Source organism: Rhodococcus tibetensis (genome assembly GCF_024438035.1).
In the GTDB taxonomy this organism is placed as follows: Bacteria; Actinomycetota; Actinomycetes; order Mycobacteriales; family Mycobacteriaceae; genus Rhodococcus_F; species Rhodococcus_F tibetensis.
Window position 1 is genome coordinate 79,253 of sequence record NZ_JANFQF010000020.1, and the last position, 17,608, is coordinate 96,860.

Annotated in this window: 20 protein-coding genes and 2 pseudogenes; 8 read left to right on the plus strand and 14 right to left on the minus strand. The window is 66.1% G+C overall.

What is annotated here, in order from left to right; all coding sequences use genetic code 11:
* Positions 1-15: 15 nt before the first annotated feature.
* The 4 genes from NOF53_RS21170 to NOF53_RS21185 all read left to right on the plus strand — a co-directional run bounded on the left by NOF53_RS21170 (position 16) and on the right by NOF53_RS21185 (position 2,946).
* Positions 16-975, plus strand: coding sequence for a PDR/VanB family oxidoreductase (locus tag NOF53_RS21170; protein ID WP_255972383.1), 960 nt, complete (start codon positions 16-18; stop codon positions 973-975).
* A 13-nt stretch (positions 976-988) separates the two neighbouring features.
* Positions 989-1,204: a recombinase-like helix-turn-helix domain-containing protein gene (locus NOF53_RS21175; protein ID WP_255972385.1), complete on the plus strand. Its 216-nt coding sequence runs from the start codon at positions 989-991 to the stop codon at positions 1,202-1,204.
* A gap of 2 nt (positions 1,205-1,206) precedes the next feature.
* On the plus strand, positions 1,207-2,238 hold the full coding sequence (locus NOF53_RS21180) for a Rieske 2Fe-2S domain-containing protein (RefSeq protein WP_255972387.1): 1,032 nt from the start codon (positions 1,207-1,209) through the stop codon (positions 2,236-2,238).
* Positions 2,239-2,328: 90 nt separating this feature from the next.
* A complete protein-coding gene (locus tag NOF53_RS21185) occupies positions 2,329-2,946 on the plus strand; it encodes a TetR/AcrR family transcriptional regulator (protein WP_255972389.1) in 618 nt (205 codons plus the stop codon).
* A gap of 10 nt (positions 2,947-2,956) precedes the next feature.
* Here NOF53_RS21185 and NOF53_RS21190 read toward each other — a convergent pair whose 3' ends face one another.
* On the minus strand, positions 2,957-3,484 hold the full coding sequence (locus NOF53_RS21190) for a MarR family winged helix-turn-helix transcriptional regulator (protein WP_255972391.1): 528 nt from the start codon (positions 3,482-3,484) through the stop codon (positions 2,957-2,959).
* Between the two features lie 138 nt (positions 3,485-3,622).
* Positions 3,623-3,988 carry a RidA family protein gene (locus NOF53_RS21195; protein ID WP_255972393.1) on the minus strand — a complete coding sequence of 122 codons (366 nt, stop codon included), beginning with the start codon at positions 3,986-3,988 and terminating at the stop codon, positions 3,623-3,625.
* 151 nt (positions 3,989-4,139) lie between these two features.
* On the opposite strand from NOF53_RS21195, the pseudogene NOF53_RS21200 reads away from it, so the two are divergent.
* Positions 4,140-4,250 (plus strand): annotated as a pseudogene (locus tag NOF53_RS21200) (UdgX family uracil-DNA binding protein); the annotation flags it as partial.
* Between the two features lie 65 nt (positions 4,251-4,315).
* Positions 4,316-5,242, plus strand: a complete 927-nt coding sequence (locus tag NOF53_RS21205; protein WP_255972395.1) for an NADP-dependent oxidoreductase — start codon at positions 4,316-4,318, stop codon at positions 5,240-5,242.
* Between the two features lie 48 nt (positions 5,243-5,290).
* On the opposite strand, the gene NOF53_RS21210 is transcribed toward NOF53_RS21205, so the two are convergent.
* From NOF53_RS21210 to NOF53_RS21230, 5 genes are read right to left on the minus strand one after another with little or no spacing between them, the layout of a single operon-like run.
* Positions 5,291-6,229 (minus strand): CopD family protein, encoded by a 939-nt coding sequence (locus NOF53_RS21210; RefSeq protein ID WP_255972397.1) that lies wholly within the window; start codon positions 6,227-6,229, stop codon positions 5,291-5,293.
* A 5-nt stretch (positions 6,230-6,234) separates the two neighbouring features.
* A complete protein-coding gene (locus NOF53_RS21215; RefSeq protein ID WP_255972399.1) occupies positions 6,235-6,768 on the minus strand; it encodes a copper resistance CopC family protein in 534 nt (177 codons plus the stop codon).
* Positions 6,765-7,430, minus strand: a complete 666-nt coding sequence (locus NOF53_RS21220) for a YcnI family copper-binding membrane protein (protein WP_255972401.1) — start codon at positions 7,428-7,430, stop codon at positions 6,765-6,767. Before NOF53_RS21220 ends, NOF53_RS21215 begins: the two co-directional genes overlap by 4 nt.
* 44 nt (positions 7,431-7,474) lie before the next feature.
* Positions 7,475-7,993 carry a hypothetical protein gene (locus NOF53_RS21225; RefSeq protein WP_255972403.1) on the minus strand — a complete coding sequence of 173 codons (519 nt, stop codon included), beginning with the start codon at positions 7,991-7,993 and terminating at the stop codon, positions 7,475-7,477.
* Positions 7,994-8,012: 19 nt separating this feature from the next.
* Complete coding sequence (locus NOF53_RS21230; protein ID WP_255972405.1) at positions 8,013-8,666, minus strand: DUF6474 family protein; 654 nt, start codon at positions 8,664-8,666, stop codon at positions 8,013-8,015.
* A gap of 162 nt (positions 8,667-8,828) precedes the next feature.
* On the opposite strand from NOF53_RS21230, the gene NOF53_RS21235 reads away from it, so the two are divergent.
* On the plus strand, positions 8,829-10,385 hold the full coding sequence (locus NOF53_RS21235; RefSeq protein ID WP_255972407.1) for a TM0106 family RecB-like putative nuclease: 1,557 nt from the start codon (positions 8,829-8,831) through the stop codon (positions 10,383-10,385).
* A gap of 35 nt (positions 10,386-10,420) precedes the next feature.
* Positions 10,421-11,095 (plus strand): YoaK family protein, encoded by a 675-nt coding sequence (locus tag NOF53_RS21240; protein ID WP_255972409.1) that lies wholly within the window; start codon positions 10,421-10,423, stop codon positions 11,093-11,095.
* A gap of 51 nt (positions 11,096-11,146) precedes the next feature.
* On the opposite strand, the gene NOF53_RS21245 is transcribed toward NOF53_RS21240, so the two are convergent.
* The 7 genes and pseudogenes from NOF53_RS21245 to NOF53_RS21275 form a co-directional block, all read right to left on the minus strand.
* Positions 11,147-11,854, minus strand: a complete 708-nt coding sequence (locus NOF53_RS21245) for a hypothetical protein (RefSeq protein WP_255972411.1) — start codon at positions 11,852-11,854, stop codon at positions 11,147-11,149.
* A 103-nt stretch (positions 11,855-11,957) separates the two neighbouring features.
* Entirely contained in the window at positions 11,958-12,572 is a 615-nt protein-coding gene (locus tag NOF53_RS21250) for a hypothetical protein (protein ID WP_255972413.1), read from the minus strand.
* 175 nt (positions 12,573-12,747) lie between these two features.
* Entirely contained in the window at positions 12,748-15,033 is a 2,286-nt protein-coding gene (locus NOF53_RS21255) for a TPR repeat domain-containing protein (RefSeq protein WP_255972415.1), read from the minus strand.
* Positions 15,030-15,365, minus strand: a complete 336-nt coding sequence (locus NOF53_RS21260; protein ID WP_255972417.1) for a hypothetical protein — start codon at positions 15,363-15,365, stop codon at positions 15,030-15,032. Before NOF53_RS21260 ends, NOF53_RS21255 begins: the two co-directional genes overlap by 4 nt.
* A gap of 52 nt (positions 15,366-15,417) precedes the next feature.
* A complete protein-coding gene (locus tag NOF53_RS21265; RefSeq protein ID WP_255972419.1) occupies positions 15,418-16,047 on the minus strand; it encodes a class I SAM-dependent methyltransferase in 630 nt (209 codons plus the stop codon).
* Between the two features lie 86 nt (positions 16,048-16,133).
* Complete coding sequence (locus NOF53_RS21270; RefSeq protein ID WP_255972421.1) at positions 16,134-16,901, minus strand: SDR family NAD(P)-dependent oxidoreductase; 768 nt, start codon at positions 16,899-16,901, stop codon at positions 16,134-16,136.
* 216 nt (positions 16,902-17,117) lie between these two features.
* Positions 17,118-17,504, minus strand: a pseudogene (locus tag NOF53_RS21275) (IS110 family transposase); the annotation flags it as partial.
* Positions 17,505-17,608 lie beyond the last annotated feature (104 nt).

Sequence of the window (17,608 nt, forward strand, 5' to 3'; positions counted from 1 at the left end):
AGTGCAGGAGTATCGATGACAACAGACGCAGACATCATCCCCATGATGGTTCGGCAGATGCGGGTCGAGTCCTCGGGCGTCGTCTCGCTCCGCCTCGAACGGCATGACGGCGGCGCCGTCGACGAGTGGACCCCGGGCGCCCACGTGGACCTGCACTTGGGCCGCGGAACCGTGCGGCAGTACTCCCTGTGCGGCGATCCCGACGACAAGACCGGATACCGTGTCGCAGTCCTGCACGAGGCGAGCGGGCGCGGCGGGTCCCGGCACGTCCACGAGACGCTGCGCCCGGGCGACACCGTCCCGGTGAGCCCGCCGCGAAACAACTTCGAATTCCTCCCCGCCCCCCGCTACCTCTTCGTCGCCGGAGGAATCGGAATCACGCCGATCCTCGCGATGATCGGCGAGGCCACGCGCATGGGTGCCGAATGGGAACTGCACTACGGCGGTCGCTCCCGCGCGTCGATGGCGTTCCTCGACGAACTGTCCGTGCACGGCGACCGCGTCCGTGTCGTCACCGAGGACGTGGACGGCATCCTCGACCTGGGCGCCCTTCTCGGCGAGGATCGCGAGAACACCCTCGTCTACGCGTGCGGACCCGAAGGCCTGCTCACTGCCATCGGAAACGCCACCTCCGCCTGGCCCGAGGGGTCCATCCAGCTCGAGCGGTTCAAGGCGAAGGAAATACCCGCCGACATGCTGGCCGGTGACCGGCCGCTGCGGGTTGTGTGCGAGCGGTCGGGCATCTCCACCATCGTCGCTCCCGACCGGACCATCCTCGACACGCTCGAGGAAGCCGGTGTCGACGTCCCCAACTCGTGCCGTGAGGGGATCTGCGGAACCTGCGAAACCCGTGTCCTGTGCGGCACTCCCGATCACCGCGACTCGCTGCTTTCGAGCGCCGAGCAGGAGTCCGGCACAACCATGATGATCTGCGTTTCCCGTGCCCGCTCCGCCGAGCTCGTGCTGGACCTCTAGAAGGGAAGAATTCATGAGTCTCTACCTGCAACCACGGCAGTCCGCCGCCGCGGGTCCCACCCCGTACGAGTTGAAGCTCGCCGGTGCCATCGAAGAGGTCTTCGGTACCGGTGTGCACCACCTCGAGGGGTTGGTGAAGGGGTTGAACGACCTCGGTATCTGCAGCCCGAGTGGGAAACCGTGGACCCCCGACACGTTCACGGACGAGATGCGACGGATGGCGGCCTGAACATGGTGAATCGACTGAACACGACGGCACTGACCGGTGACGAGATCTTCGCTACCGGCATGCGGAACCAATGGCACGCGGTCTGTCCCTCGGATTTCGTTGCGCGCGGCGACATGAAGAAGGTGCGACGCCTCGGCGAGGACTGGCTCCTGTTCCGTCAATCCGACGGCACGCTCCGCATGCTGGCCGACCGATGCCCGCACCGCGGAGCACCGCTGTCGCAGGGACAGCACCTCGGCGACCGGGTTGCCTGTAAATATCACGGGGTCCAGGTCGACGGCGGCGGAACCGTCGTGTCCGTGCCGGGAATGCCCGGGTGCAACCTCGAGGGAAAGCGGCTGGTGACCAGCCTCCCGGTGCGTGAGGTGGCCGGCGCCGTCCTTGCCTGGTTCGGCACGGATCCGGACGCCGAACCGGATCCCCTCGAACTCCCCGAACGCCTCGTGGACGAGGGTATCTCTCACTTCCTCTGCTACGCGGAATGGAAGGCGCCCTGGCGCTTCACCCTCGAGAACCTGCTCGACCCGATGCACGGTGCGTTCCTGCACCGAGAGTCGCATTCGATGTTCGGCGGGGAAACGTCCGCCAAGTTCCGCATCCGGGAGACCGATCGCGGGTTCTTCTTCGAGAAGACCGACCAGCGCGGCGTGAACTTCGACTGGGTCGAGTTCTGCCGGACGGGGGTCGACTGGGTCGACCTCGAGATCCCGTACCCGCCCACGGCGGGTCCCGGCGGATCGTTCGGCATCGTCGGGATGGGAACGCCCATCGACGCCGAGACCACCGCCGTCTTCTTCTGGCGCTACCGCCGGGTGGAGGGCTGGGAACGCGACGTCTGGCGTTTCCTGTACCGCACCAAACTCGAGGAGCGGCACTGGGCGGTTCTCGAACAGGACCGGGTCATGCTCGAGGCGATGTCCGCCGACGCCGACCAGGCGGAAAATCTGTACCAGCACGACCTCGGGGTCATCCGCCTCCGCCGTCTCTACCGGAGCCAGGCTGCAGCGCAGGCGGAAGCGTTCGCTCAGGCGTAAGGTCGCGCGGGTTGACTTGCATGAAGTGTCAACCAAGAATGTGTGACGGCCGACACGTCGGGAGCCGGCCGGTGCGAGGAGGCGCGAGCGGTGCACGAAAACGATGTCGTTGCGGGTCGGAGTGCGTTGATCGAGGCGGCGGGTCGTTGCTTCGCGGAGTTGGGGTACGACAGGACCACGGAGGCGGTCATCGCGGAGACCGCAGGCGGGTCGGTGACCGACTTCCGTCGGCACTTCCGATCTACGAAGGACGCGTTTTACGCGGTATCCGCTGCCGTGTTCGACAAGTTCCTCGAGGCGCAGCGCGTCGCTGTGCCACCGGACGCGGACCCTCGAACCGTTCTGGGCGCGGCCACTGCCGCCTTCATCGACACCGTCTACAGCATCGGCCGGCTCTTCACCGTCATCGAGGCCCGGGCGGCCCTCGACCCAGTGGTCGCCGAGCAACTGTCGCAGGCGCACACCCGGATTCTCGGCCGGTACACCCGTTTCATCGAAGGCCTGAACGAGGCCGGGATCGCGCAACCCTGCGCCGAGGCCGCCCAACTCGCCCGCAAGCTGTCGGATGCGCAGTGGCGGGGTGCCGCCCATCTGATCAGCGCCGCACCGGATGAGCAACGTCGGTTCATCGTCGAGATGACGGCCGCAGCCGAACGCTTCATCGGCTTCGATTGCGTCGCCGAACTCGCCGACAGGCCGGCCTGCTGAAACCGCGTGCTCAGGTGAGAGGCGTCTGGTTGTCGACGATCGAGTGTTCGAGTTTGCGGAGAAGTTCCGCGAGGGATGCCTGATCCTTCGCGGACATCCCACTGAGGATTCGCGCTTCGTTCGCGAAGTGTGCCTCCGCCACCTTCTCGATCACCCGAAGGCCCTCGTCGGTGAGCTGTGCGTACACGATCCGGCGGTCTTCGGCGTCCCGCTCACGCTCGACGAGACCCGCCTTCTCCAGCCGGTCGACACGCAGTGTCACCCCACCCGTGGTCACCAGAGCGGACTCGGCCAACTGACCGGACGTCATCCGGTACGGCGGACCCGAACGCCGGAGCGCGGCGAGCACATCGAACGACGCCATGTTGATGCCGTGCTCTTCGAACACGACGGCCAGTGAGGCCTGGTAACGCAGGTACGAACGGTGCAACCGTCCCAGAACCTTCAGTGGACTCACATCCAGTTCCGGCCACTGGTGTGCCCACTGGGCGACGATGTCGTCGACGGCATCACGGTCGGGAACCGGGCGTTGCGCCACCGGGGCACCTCCTGAACTTCGCGGTCCTGAACTGTTGAGTCCCAAGGTATCGGATTCAAGGTCGGAGGGGACGTGCCGCGGGTCCCCGTCCGGTGTGTCGAGGACGGGGACCCGCGGGTGCCTGGTCGAGGCAGTGTGTCAGCGGCCACCGACTGCGGCGACGGCGTCGATCTCGGCGATCGCGCCGTACGGGAGGCTGCTCACCTCGAGGAACGTGCGCGCCGGGCGCGGTTCGTCGAAGATGCGCTCGAACTGCCGGTTGGCCTCTTCGCGCAGAGTGAGGTCGGTGACGTAGTAAGTCAGCTTCACGACGTCCTGCAGCGCTCCGCCCACCGTGGCGAGGCGATCGACCATCCGGTCCACGGCAGCGTCGAGTGCTTCGGTGCGCCCGGCAACGGCGATGCCCTCGGCGTCGACGGACAGGGCACCTGAAACGAAGGCCAATCCCCCTGCGACCACGGCCGGGCTGTAGGGGTGATGGGCGGAGACTTCGGTCATGGACATGGGGGCTCGCTTTCCGTAGGCGTCAGCACAGTATATCTTAGCGCTAAACTATTCGGCATCCTCGTGGGGGTGAATACCTTTCACCGGGTACTCGATCCGCATGGCACGAGCCACGAAGCAGTCCGTCTTCGGCGCCAACGTCACCGGCCATCCGGATGTCTTCGTGACCATCCACCCGTCCGCAGTCCTACGCGGACCGGATCGGGACGAGGCGTTCGACGGACTCGTCGAGGACCTGAAGAAGGCTGCCCTCGCCCTGTGAATACTTGTCGACAACCGGTCGTAAACAAGTGCTCACGGGTCGGAGGGTGAGAGAACATGGTGGCTATGACGAAATCGAACCAGACCATGAAGGCCGTCTCCTACTCCTCCTACGGTGGTCCCGACGTACTCGAGGTGGTGGACGTTCCCGTCCCCGAACCCACGGGGAACCAGGTGCGCCTCGCCGTGCGCGCTTCCGGCGTGAACCCGATCGACTGGAAGGTGCGGTCGGGATCGATGGCGCAGGTGATGTCGGTGAAGTTCCCGAAAATCCCGGGCAGTGAGGTGGCCGGCATCGTCGAAGCCGTCGGTCCGTCGGCCACCGGAGCAGTGGTCGGGGATGAAATGTTCGGCTGGTCCGACACCGGCGGATACGCCGAGTATGTGCTCGCCAGCGTCATCGTCCCCAAACCCCGCGAACTGAGCTGGACGGACGCCGTCACGATCCCGGTGGCCGCAGAAGCCGCCGATCGCGGACTGCGACTGCTCGACCTACGCGAGGAGGAGACGCTCCTGGTGAACGGTGCGTCGGGAACGGTCGGAACCCTAGCCGTGCAGCTGGCCCGGCAGCGGGGAGTCACGGTGATCGGTACCGCAAGCGAACGCCACCACGGCGCACTCCGCGAACTGGGTGCCGTCCCGACGACATACGGTGACGGCTTGGCCCAGCGGGTGCGCGAACTCGCCCCGCACGGTGTCGACGCCGTCCTGGACGCCGGAGTCGGCGGGCTGCCCGATGCGATGGAGCTGCGCGGCGGTACCGAGCGGATCGTGACATTGTCCGACGGAGCTGCCTTCGAGCTCGGCATCACCTTCTCCGCGGGCACCTCCGAAGACTGGAGCGCCGAAATCCTGCGGCGCGTCGGGAGTTCGGCGGCGGCGGGCGCACTGGTGCTGCCGCCGGCCCGCACCTTTGCCCTTGCCGATGCGGCAGACGCCCACCGCGAGGGGGAGAAGGGCGGCAGCCGGGGGAAGCTCGTCCTCACCCCGTGACTACTTCCTCACCTCTCACCGCTCGCCGGCAACGAGTGCGCGGGGGTCTCAGGCGGTGGTGGCGAGGGCGGCGGCGAGACCGAAGGCAATCGCCATCGCCACCACTTCGAGGGCGGCGCGCTGCAACGAGTCGTCTGCGCTCATCCGGTGCGCGGCAGCTCGGCTGACCCAAGTGCGGCGCCACCACCACCCCAGTGCGAGGAGTGCCGCCAGCACCACCGCCTTGGCGATCACGACGCGGCCATAGCCGGTGTCGAGCAGGGCATCCGGCCCGCCCAACCGGACGGCGGCGTCCACGACACCGGTCACGGTGAGCAGGCACACGCACCACACAGCGACGTTCGAGTACCGGGGCAGCCACGTCGACCAATCGCCCCGTGAACGGAGCGTCAGCGCCAAGGCGGCGAGCAGACCGAACCAGGTGGCGGCCGCCAGGGCATGGACTGCGTCGAGCGCCGAACCGAGTACCTGCTGTGACATGTGGCCGGTGACCGGTCGCGCGACGAGGGCAAACGTCGCCGGCACGGCGACCGCAACGGGAAGTCGAGCACCCGGGTGTCGGAACGCGAACAGTGACCACCCAGTGGCGGCGGCTGTGCACGCGAAGACGGCGAGGTCGATGCGCCCAGCGCTGATGTCGGTGACGTAGGCACCGAAGCGGCCGACGGTCAACCCGGACAGGGGGAGGACGTCCGCCTCCGCCGCCGTCATGGCGAACAGGACCGCCTCGGCGGCCATCCAGGATCCCGCCAAGGCCGTCAACAGTCGCCACAGGCCCGCACCATGCGTGGGGGGACGGCTGCCTGTCCGGCCCCACCAACCGAGTACGGCCAGCCCCAGGACCACCGACCCCAGGATCAGGCACAGAGCTCGCACCGCGCTCGACGGGGTTGGGTCTTCCGGTCGGGCCAACGCCCACCCACCGGCGACGCCGACGAGCGAGGTGGGCACGGCGAACAGCAACCACCACTGCCGTGCCGTGCCCACCGTGCTCAGTTCCGCTCGCGCGGTGTGCGGAGCGCGAACCACAGCCCGGCACCGAACACGAGCACACCCATGACGACGAACGGCCACAGGGGGACGCCGCCGGACCCGGACTCACCTGAGCTGTCGGCCGCGGCACCGGGTGTGCCCGACCCCTCCTGGGTGAGCGTGAACGTCCGGGTTCCGCTCACCGGATGTCCATCGGCCGAGGTAACGCGGAAGGCGACGGTGTAATCGCCGACCTGGCCCAGTTCACCGAGCTCGGCGCTCACAGTGGCCCCTTGGACCGACGGCTCGCCCTTGGTCCACAGGTTCCCGTCCGGGCCCACCACGGTGAGCGACGCGAACGACTCCTGCAGCGCTTCGTTGAAAGTGACGCTCACCCGCTCGGGCGCCGAGGCGATCTGCGCACCATTCTCCGGGTTGGAACTCAGTACCACCGAGTGGGCGGAGGCGGGGCCGACACCGAGCATGCTTGCCAGCATCGTCAGCAGTCCGACGGCGATCACCTTCACCGAGGTGAGCGTCGCGCGTCTCATCATGAGCGACGACTCCGCACCAGGGCGCCGAGGCCGAGGGCCGCGCCCAGTGCACCGAGGACGAGTCCGACGCCGCCCAGCCAGCGGGCGGTGTCGTCGGTTCCCTCGGATGCCGCCTCGTGGTCATCGGTTGTCGAGGACACGGCGTCGTGGCTGCCGTCTTCACCGCTCGCGGCCGCGAGCGTGAGCGTCGGTGCCGGCTTGTCCGGTTCGGCACCGTCCGGTCCGGCGGCCTGATCCCAGTTGACGACGTTGCCGTCGCTGTAAGTCTGCGCTGCCGGGAACGACACCTCGTCCTGTTCGGGTAGCGGTCCGGCGGACAGCACAAATTGCTGGAACTGGCCGGGGGCCACCCCGACGCCGGGATCGGCGGTCCACGTCACCGAGGTGGCGAGCTTGGACTCCGGGTCCTTTGCGACGACGGCCGTCCAACCCGGCAGCGGTTCGGTGCGAGCGGATTTGAGGCCCGGAAGTGTCACGGTGAGCGTGGTGGTGGAGGCCGTTTCGGATTCGGTGGGCACCCGGAACGTCAGGACGGAGTAGCCGCCCTGTTCGGCGCCCGGCGCCGCGACTGTCACGTGTGCGGCGGCCACACCGGCCGTGAGCAGCATGGCACCACCGGCGGCACCGGCGGTGAAAAGGGCACGCGAAACTAGGGAGTTCATCGAAGAAGGTCCTTACTGGTCTGAAGGCGAAGTGAGGCGAAGGTTCAGACCAGGACTGGGGGACCGCGACGGGAGATGCTCGCACGCAGCAGTGCGTCGATCGGATTTTCGCGCGGTGCGGGGTGATGCGGGGCGGCATCGACCGCGACGGGTCGAGGCTCCCCGCGTAACACCACCCGCCATACGTGAACGAGCGAACGGTAGAGCTGTTCTGCGCTGGCAATCAGCAGCGCGCACACTACGGTGGCGGCGGCGTGCGCCAGCAGCATCGCTGCAGCAGGGATCGCTGCGTGCACGTGTGCGGTGGCTGTGAGGGTGAGGTGTCCGGCGACCTGGCCCAGACCGAGCGCGCCGAGAAGAGCCGACTTGCTGTGGAAGCGCGCCGGCACGTTCGCGGTGATCGCACCGACGCCGCAACAGGCGAAGAGCAGCAACGTCAATGCTGCCGATGCGGGAAATCCGCCCCCACCCGCACCGTGCGCCGCGACTGCGAGACCGGCCGAGAGCGCACCGACGGCCGAGCCCCGAAGGGTGGCGGTCGCGTCGGAGCGGGCGGGGGACATGAAGATGCGTCGATGTTCGTCAGCGGACGCCGAGGCGGGCGAGGAGATCCGCTTCGACACCGTCGAGTTCGGACGCGATGGCCTGGTGAGCGGCCTTGCGGCGAGCCTGCGGCATCTGCTCGGCCGCGCGGACGGCGGTATTCAAATCACCGAGGCGCTCGCGAATCGCGGCGGCGAACTTCTGGGTCTCGGCGTCGTCGGGCTTATGGCCGAGGATCTCCGTGGTGGAGCTTTCGGCACCGGCGATGCGGGCGCTGAGCTTGGCACCGTGACCGGTGTAGTTGGCGAGCTGGTCGATGCCGACTCCCATGCGATCGGCACGCCTGGCGTCGATCTGGCCGCGCATGACGGTGGCGGCGCGGTAGACGATGGGGAGCAGTACGGGCGTGAGGAGTCGCGCGACACCGAGATACTTGCGAACGGAGGCCACGGTCAAACCCTTCTGGGCGGCCGCCTTCTCCTGAGCTTTGAGGGTAGCGATCTGAGCCTTCTCGATCTTCTTCTGTGATTTCAGTTCCGCAGCTTCGAGCTTGCGGGCGGACTTGAACGCGGTCTTGTCACGCTTGCGTTCGTTGCGTGCCTTCAGCTTCGCTTCCACTCCCGCCTTGTGCTTGAGTGCCTTCGCTTCAGCCTTACGGGTGGCTCGGGACTTACGTTTCTTCAACAACCCCATCGAAAAGACCCCTTTTCCTGGTGTTTCTGCGCAGCCCACGCTACCAACTGCATCCGGTGCTTCGGGATCAGCCTAGGGGAGCACATAATCTTCGTCATCGTGTGTTCCCATATCGGTCAGCAAACAGAACCCGGCGCCTCTCCCGGACAGGTGCCCGGGACGGTGATCGATGCCAGCGCACTGACGCGGTGTCGTCACCGCGTGCATCTCGACGCCGCCTTTCCGGAAGCACTGGCCGCCGCGCCGGAGGACACCGGTGTCCGGCAGCGGCAGGATGCGGCTGCCGCGCGCCGCGAAGACGTCCGTCGACTGCTCGTCGAGCACGACCCCGAACGATGGGTGGTGATCGAGGCCGAGCAAAGCATGCGCAAACGTGCCGAAGATACGGTTGCCGCGTGTACGGCAGGGGCGGACCGGATCTGGGGCGCGGTGCTGCCGCTCGAACGGGACACCGGCCGCAAAGCCCGCTGCGAGATCCTCATCCGTGACGCGGAACACGGCGGGTACATCCCGGTGATCGTCGTCAATCACAAGGTCACCGATCCTGGCCGGGGTGCGACGACGTCCGGGATGTTCGAGTGGGAGCCGCGCGAGGATCCAGCCAGAAAGCCCCGCAGCCAGGTCCGCGACCAGATGCGCGTTGCGCAGGTATACCGGATGCTCGAGGGGCACGGGTTCGCGAGTCCGGCCCTCGTGGCCGGCGCGATCGGCTACGGCTCCGACGTCATCTTCGTGCACGACCTCGCCGCCATCCTGGACGACTACGACGAACGCTTCGCCGACCGGCTCGCCGTCGCCCGCGGTGAATCGGCGACCGTGCCGTCGAGGATCGGCGAATGCCGTTCGTGCCCCTGGTGGCCCGGGTGCGAGGAACAGTTGACGCAGACGCACGACGTGAGTCTGGTAGCCACCGGGTCGCGCGCCGATCTGCTGCGTGAGGCGGGTTGCCACACCATCGACGACCTTGCCGCCTGGGACCGTGAACCTCTCGAGGACTGGCCGCACGGTGCGTTCGAGGACGCTGTGGTGACGGCGAAGGCCTGGCTGGCGGGTGCGCCTCTGGTGCGGCGCTTCCCGCAGATCCGGGTGACCCGTGCGGACATCGAAATCGACGTCGACATGGAGAGCTACCAGGAGCACGGAGCTTACCTGTGGGGGACGCTGCTCAATGTGGACGGGGTATCGGCTTATCGCGCGTTCGTCAGCTGGGATCCGGTACCGACGCAGGACGAGGCTCGATCGTTCGCCGAGTTCTGGACGTGGCTGATGGCAGAACGCGAGGCCGCAGCCCTGAGCGGCAAGACGTTCGCCGCGTACTGCTATTCACGTGCGGCCGAAGACAAGTGGTTACTGGACTCGGCCCGCCGGTTCGCCGGAGTTCCGGGCATCCCCACCGAGGCCGAAATCCGCGAGTTCATCGACAGTCCGCAATGGGTCGACATCTATCAAGCGGTCAGCGATCAGTTCATCTGCCCGGGCGGCAAAGGACTGAAGAAGATCGCGCCCGTCGCCGGCTTCAAGTGGCGTGACGCAGATGCGGGCGGCGAGGCTTCGATGAGTTGGTACCGCGAAGCCGTCGGCTACGACGGTGAACCCGACCTCACCCAGCGCGAGCGGCTTCTGCAATACAACGAGGACGATGTGATCGCCACGAAAGTGCTGAGGGAGTGGATGTCGGATCGAGCGGAGTCCGAGATCCCGCTCGCGTCGGACCTCTAGGCTGCGAGTCAGGCCGATTCGGTAGGGGTGGTCAGGTGGAAGTGCCGAAAACATCCACGACGCTGCGGTTCGCTCTGCTTCTCACCGCCGCCGGCGGCTTCCTCGACGCCTACACGTACATCAGCCGCGGCGGCGTCTTCGCGAACGCCCAGACCGGCAACGTCATCCTCATGGCCATAGACCTGTCGGAGCGGCACTTCCACGCCGCCCGGGCCCACCTGTGGCCGATCCTCGCGTTCATCGTCGGTGTCGCGTTCGCACACCTGCTCAAGGGCGAACTCGCCCACAGCGTCTTCGATCACCCCATCCGCATCGCGATGGTCGCGCAAATCGTCGTCCTCGTCGCGGTCGCGTTCGTTCCCCCACACGTCCCCAACGCGATGGTCACCGTTCCCATCTCGTTCGTCGCCGCCATGCAGTTCGGTCTGTTCCGCACCATCGGGTCGCTGTCGTACATCGCCGTCGCCACCACAGGTAACCTCATGCGCTTTACCGAGTCGGCGTACGCCGGATTCATCGAGAAGGTCCCCGAATCGCGTCAGCACACCCGGGTGTACGCCGCCATTGTCAGCAGCTTCGCCGGTGGGGCAGTCGTCGGAGCATTCGCCACCCGCTACTTCGGCGGATCCGCCGCCTGGATCCCTGCCGCCCTCCTGTGCGGAGCCCTCGTGCTGTTCTACGTCGACGACAGGCGGCGCCGCCGCCTGTGAGTGGTTGACGAGTCCCGGGACACCCCGCGCACGCACGGGCGGCGAAGCCGCCTACTCCGGTGTCGCGGGCCCGATCCACTCCGGGTACTGCACAGCTACGGGCATCGTGGGGGTTTCGAAGCCGGGCGGGGGAACGACAATGCCGGATGCGTTCTCGGTGAAACTTGGGAGTTGCTGCAACCACCAATCGATGCAGCCCTGCGGCATCTCGTCTCCCATCGGCGGCCGGAGGTAGCGGAGCTTGGTGATCTTCCAGCCGTCGAACACATTCCACGACGGCGGCCGGTGGGCGCGGGGATCCTGCTGGGCGGGATTTGTGTCGGGAATTCCCGGTTGTCCGGAATCCTCGCCCGTTCGCTCGAGCTCGATACGGAAGGCAAGGTTGAGTCCTTCCACACTGAGATTCACACCAGGGTCGGCACGCAGGTTGTAGGTGCACACGGTTGCTCCGACACCTGCGGCCGTCTCCTCGAACGCGGTGATGTGGAGGAAATTGGTCAGCGGGATTTGCTCGTCCTGTCCTGGATCGAGCGAGGTGAAGAAGTCCTCCTTCTCGGGGTCGCCGCGTCGCGCAGGGCCGCCGACCGCTTCGGGATACCCGGGAAAGGAGCGTGCCTGGCCCACGAACCGTGTGTAATCAGCGGACTCGTAAGTCGCCCGCACCAACTCGGCACCGCGCTGCAACAGATCGACGCCCGAGTCGGCGGACCACACGTTGGTGTAGAGGACTTCTGGTGGCTGTTCGGTCGGCGCAGACACTTGCTCATCGGTGCTCGTCCCGCATGCGCTCGCCAGAACCAAGGCAGCAACCGCGGCGGACCAGACCGAGACTCGCCCCCCGAGGAAGGCACGACGAGGCTGTCTATTCGGCATTGGCGGGCCCGATCCACTCCGGGTACTGCACCGCTACGGGCATGGTGGGTGGTTCGAAGCCGGGCGGGGGAACGAGGTTGCCGCCCGCGTTCGGGCGGAAGTTCGGGAATTGCTGCCGCCACCAGTCGGTGCACCCCTGCGGGATGATGTCTCCGTTCAGCTGGCGCAAGTAGTGGAGCTTGGTGATCTTCCAACCTTCGAACACATTCCATGTCGGAACTCGGTGTGCGCGGGGATCCTGCCGGGCGGGGTCGGTGTCGGGAATGCCGGCTTTCCCGGCGTCGTCACCGGTTCGCTCGAGTTCGATACTGAAGGCCATCTTGAGTGGATTGAGCGAAATATTTGCACCTTTGTCCGGGAAAAGGTAGTAATTGCAAACCGTTGCCGAGAGTGAAATCTCGGTGGACTGATAGGCGGTGATGTGCGCGAAACTTGTTCCCCATGCGTGCGTATCGTTCTCGGCCTCGAGTGAGGTCATGAAGTGCTCGATGTCGGGATCGCCGTGATGGGCCTCGCCCCCCACCGCCCTGCCGAATCCCGGATACGAGTTCTCCAGACCCACGAATGCCGTGTAGCCGCCGGCCTCGTAGCTTGCTCGTACCAATTCGGCACCCCGACTGAACAAATCAACCCCAGGGTCGGCTGACCAGACGTTGGAATACAGCACTTCTCGGTCTTGTGTGGTCGGCGCTGGGGCCGATTCATTGCGTTCGTTCGTCCCGCATCCCGATGCGAGTATCAGCGCCGCGGCCGTCGTGCACGCGATTCGCGCTCCGCGGTTACCCGTCATTGCGGACCACGTCGTCGTAGCCGTTTCGGATGCGCTCACCGTTGCCGTCAGCCGGGTCTCCGAGCTGGTTGAACATGTCTTGGTAGCCATCTTTCATGCTCACATCCAGGTCGGGCTTCGACCGCACGTCATCCCAGGACAGGAGATTTCCGGACCCGTCGAACGCCCATGAATACTCCTGTCGGAACGACTCCGGAAGAACGGGTGCAGCTCGGATGATGTTGTAGTAGTCGCGGTAGAAGTCCGGGGCTTCGAGGGTGACGGACGGCGCCGGACCCGGTGCCTTGCCGATGATGGCGTCCTTCAGCGGGTCGCCGCCTGCGTCGATCATCGTGTTGATGTACCCACCGCCGGGGAGGCTGTCGATTCCGAGACTTCCCAGACTCGTCAGAGCGCCGTACGCGGCAGCTTTGCGGTCGTAGATTGCCTGTGCCTGTTCGGCTTTGTCGCTGTAACTGTCTTCGGTCGAGAGGAGCAGTCCTCTGTCCATGAGGCCGTGGATTCGGCCGGCGGTGGAGAGATCGCCACCGGATAGGGGCGCCGAGGGGTCGTGCGCGTACCGGCCCTCCGCGGCAAGGATTTCCTGCATCGCGGATTGCGTGAAATGTGTTCCGGCTTCCGGGTCGGTGTTGAGCACCGCGAACACGTTCGACGAGCCGCCGAAGTGGTTGTTGTCGGCGGGATCTGCCCAAGTGCCGATGTCGAATCCGGGGTTCTCCGGCCGTCCCGCACGGGCGAGGTCGCTGATGTACGGGCTCATGCTGTGGGACACGGTCCGAAGGAGGTCCGGGTTGACCTGACCTACCGATTGACCGCCGGTCTGCGGGATGTTCTTCAGCGTGTCCCAGTCGGTACTCATGTTCTCCGCGACGGCGGACATGATGCTGCCGGTTCGGGTGGCGGTGGCGACGTCCGCCGGGTTGTTCTGGTCTTCGACGACGGCGTCGTTGCGGCCGAACTCGAAAAGCGCCGACGCCGCCTGCCCGTTGTCGGACCAGTTGTGTACCAGCACATCGCGAACCAGTCCTTGACCGGTGTCGGGATGAGTGACCGCATTCTCGACGGCGATCTTGTCGTCCGCGACGGCCGCGAAGATCCCTTCGGTGATGGCCGTGTTCTCGGTACCACGGCCGTCGACAGTGAAGTACTCGAACTTGTGATTCGGGTTCTGCTCATGCGCGACTTGGGCGTCGAGGTACTGCCGACCTACGTCGAGTAGGTGTTGATCAAGACTGCTGCCGACCTTGTACTGCGGATCGCCGGCCTCGACGATCTTCGCGATGGCCTGGCTATCCGCGACACCGTTCAGTTCGACACTGAAGGCGCCCGAGGAACCCACCATCTTGAAGTCTCGAACGACGAGGTCGTCGCGGGTGAGCGATTCTCGCACCTTGTCCGGCAGAAGATTCGCGCCGCCCTTGCTCGGGACCTCCGAGTCGCCCTTGACGGTGGCCGTGACTTTTTCGTTCGAAATGAGCTGAAGCGAATTCGCCAGTGACCGTTGGGCGTCGGGCGGCAACTTCTCCATGATCTGCTGGATTTCTTGCGGATTCTTCCCGTCCAGCGATCGGCTCACCTGGTTCAGGTACTCCATGTGAGACGCCGGGATGATGGCGGCGTTCCCGCTGTTCACTGCATCGAGCTGTTCGGGTGTCAGGGCACTGGCCTCGACCAGCCGCTGGATCTGTTCCGGGGTCAAGCCGCCCGGGTCGGACACGAGGTGGGCTGCATCGGTGCGGCCTTGATCGGCGCCGAGCGCTGCGGCGGAGGTGAAGGCAGCTCGCAGGGTTTCGCGCACCGAACTGAGAGCCTCACGGACAGCTTGGTCGGCATTTACCGCCGCTGTCGCGGCTTCGGTGAGATCGCGTTGCCAGGCGACCAGGTCGTTCACTCGGTCGGCGTCGGCATCGGGATTGACCGGATCCGTCACCACCAAATTTTCGGAAACGCGGAACTGCGCTGTTTCTGCGCCGAGGATCGCCATCCGGGCGCGTTGCAACGGCGCATCCACATCGTGAAATCCCTGTTTCGCGCGGTTGGCCAGCGTTTCGAGGTGATCGACGAGGGCGAGGGCAGTCTTCTTGTCGGCGTTCGCCCGGCCCTGGGCTGCCTCTGCGGTTTTGCCCTCCCAGTATCCGTCGTTCACCCTCGTGACGCCGTCGACGTAGCGGCCGAACAGGTCCTCGACCTTGGCGCCGAGGGCAATCCACGCGTCGCCGACCTTCGTCAGCATCGACGGGTCCCATGATTCGAGCTGCGCGCGAGTGATGGTCATCCTTCTGCGTTCCAATCACCCGTTGCGTCCGTGTAGGCAGCGACGAATTGGTCGGCGGACGCGTCGTCCTGGTTCCGGTATTCCTGGGCGACGTAGATCATCACGTCGCCGGTTTCGGCGAGCCGTTCCTCGAGTGCCGGAACTAGGGACCCCTCGATGAGGTCGCCGGTGATGCTGCACGCCTCGAGGACGGAACTCATCACCCCGCCCGGGCTCGACATGAACGGGCCTGCCGCCGGACCGACTCGTAGAGTGCCCGCCTCCTCGGCGAGGCCGTGTAGCACTGCCCCCAGTCGTTCGAGTTCGTCCAGATCAGCTTTCAACGTCCCCACGAAGCCCCCTTCGACTGCCGGCCACTTCGGCCGGCTCCCCCCACCGTCAGCGCTAGAGCCTAGCGGGCGGTGTGGCCGCGTACCCGAGGGAGTAGGCCCCGACCACCTTGGGAGTGGATTTCTCGTAGAAGACGTCGAGTTCCCGAATGTCGAAGCCCGCGTCGGTGAGCAGGTTGGGGATGTCGCGGGTGAGGTGGCAACCGCCGGCCACGGTCTTCTGAATGGGTTCCAGCCGGTGCTGCCACTTCTGGACCCCAGCGTCGGGTGCGAGGCCGTGCTCGACGAAATGCAGTGTTCCGCCCGGCTTCAATACCCGACGCACTTCGCGTAGTGCGGCGTCGATATCGGGAATGGTGCACATCGTCCAGGTAGACAGTGCTGTGTCGAAGCTGTTGTCCAGGAACGGGAGTGACTGACCGTCGAGGCCGGCTCGGTCGACAGGAACCGGGGACCTGCCCAGCCTTTTCGCGGCCAGTTTCCAGCCGAGGTCGGCTGGTTCGACGGCGCTGACGGAATCGAGATCCGGTGGATAGAAAGGGACGTTGAGGCCGGAGCCGAAGCCGATCTCCACAACGCGTCCGTGCAGTCCGGCGCAGACCCTTCGGCGTGGCGGCTCCGTGAATTTCATTCCACAGCTGATGTCGACGAGCCGCGGAACGATCCGATCAGTGTAGAAACCCATGCCGTCCTCCCATCAGGGCGCTTCGCGCCCCGTGCGCGGTTGACGAGTCCAGAGACTCGTTAACCGCGCACGGGCGGCGGAGCCGCCTACCGCGGGGCCATACGCAGAGCGCCGTCCATACGTATGGTCTCACCGTTCAGGTAGTCGTGTTCGATGATCATCTGGGCGAGCTGCGCGTACTCGGTGGGCTGGCCGAGGCGCGACGGGAACGGGACACCGGCCTCGAGTCCCTTGCGGTACTCGTCGGTGACGCCGGCGAGCATCGGGGTATCGATGATGCCGGGGGCGATGGTGTTGACCCGAATGCCGAACTGGGCGAGGTCGCGGGCGGCGGGGACGGTCATGCCGTGGACCCCGCCCTTGGACGCTGAGTAGGCAATCTGCCCGATCTGGCCCTCGAAGGCGGCGACGGACGCGGTGTTGATGATGACGCCGCGCTGGCCGGATTCGTCGACGGTGTCGGTCTTGGCGACGGCGTCGGCGGCGAGGCGCATGACGTTGAACGTGCCCAGCAGGTTGACGGTGATGACGGTGCGGAACAGATCGAGGTCGTGGGGGCCCTTCTTCGACAGGATGCGGCCCGCCCAGCCGACACCGGCACAGTTGACGACGATGCGCAGCGCCAGCCCCGACTCGACGATCTTGTCGACCGCAGCCTGGACCTCGTCGCCGCTGGTGACATCGGTGGCGATGAGTGTCACGCCGTCAGGGACGCTGTCACCAGCACGCTCGATGGACTGCTGCAGGTCCAGTCCGAAGACGGTGGCTCCGGCGTCGGCGAGACGCTTGGCGGTGGCGGCACCGAGGCCCGACGCCGCTCCGGTGACCAGTGCTGCGGTTCCCTGAATTTCCACTGTTCGAATCCTTCTCTCCGGCGACCCGAGTTGATCAACTCTGGTGACCTGCACCATATCGCCGCTTGCGTGTGCCAGCAGAGGCAAGGTGGTGACCGCGCGAGATGAAGGAGTTCACTGACGAGCGTGGGATGGCTGATGCCGCGACCGGGGTGTTCACCAATTGCGAGCAACGATGCGGGCCTTGGTACCTCCACGAACTGACGGGCGGGTAATCACGCGTAAGTGGGGCCTCTGATCACACCTGATTCCGCTTTGCAGCGGGCACGGTTGCTGTAGATCCGCGAGCAGCTTGGCGTCACCGGCGTCGGACTTCGCACCCGAAACGTGGTGCCGGTCGCGGTAGCGCGCCGCGGCGAGGGGATTGATCGGATACACCTGGTACCCGGCCGCGGTCAGCGCCTGTACCCACAGGCCGCGGTCGGTTTCGATGCCGATCACGACCTGACCTGGTTCTTCGGCGTGCTCGGCTATCAGTTCGTGGAGCTGCCGGATGCCGGCCAGTCCCTCGGGGAGCCGCCGAGATGCCAGCCGCCGCCCGGCGTCGTCCATCAAATGGACGTCGTGATGCTGTTCGGCCCAATCGTCTCCGATAAAGATCATCGATCACCGCCCCCTTCTCGCGGTGCTCACCGGCCGGCGGCTCGGTGATCAGCCTCCCCCTCGCGGTCCGTTACCCGTCGAAGGCTCGCTGATCGACTCCCATT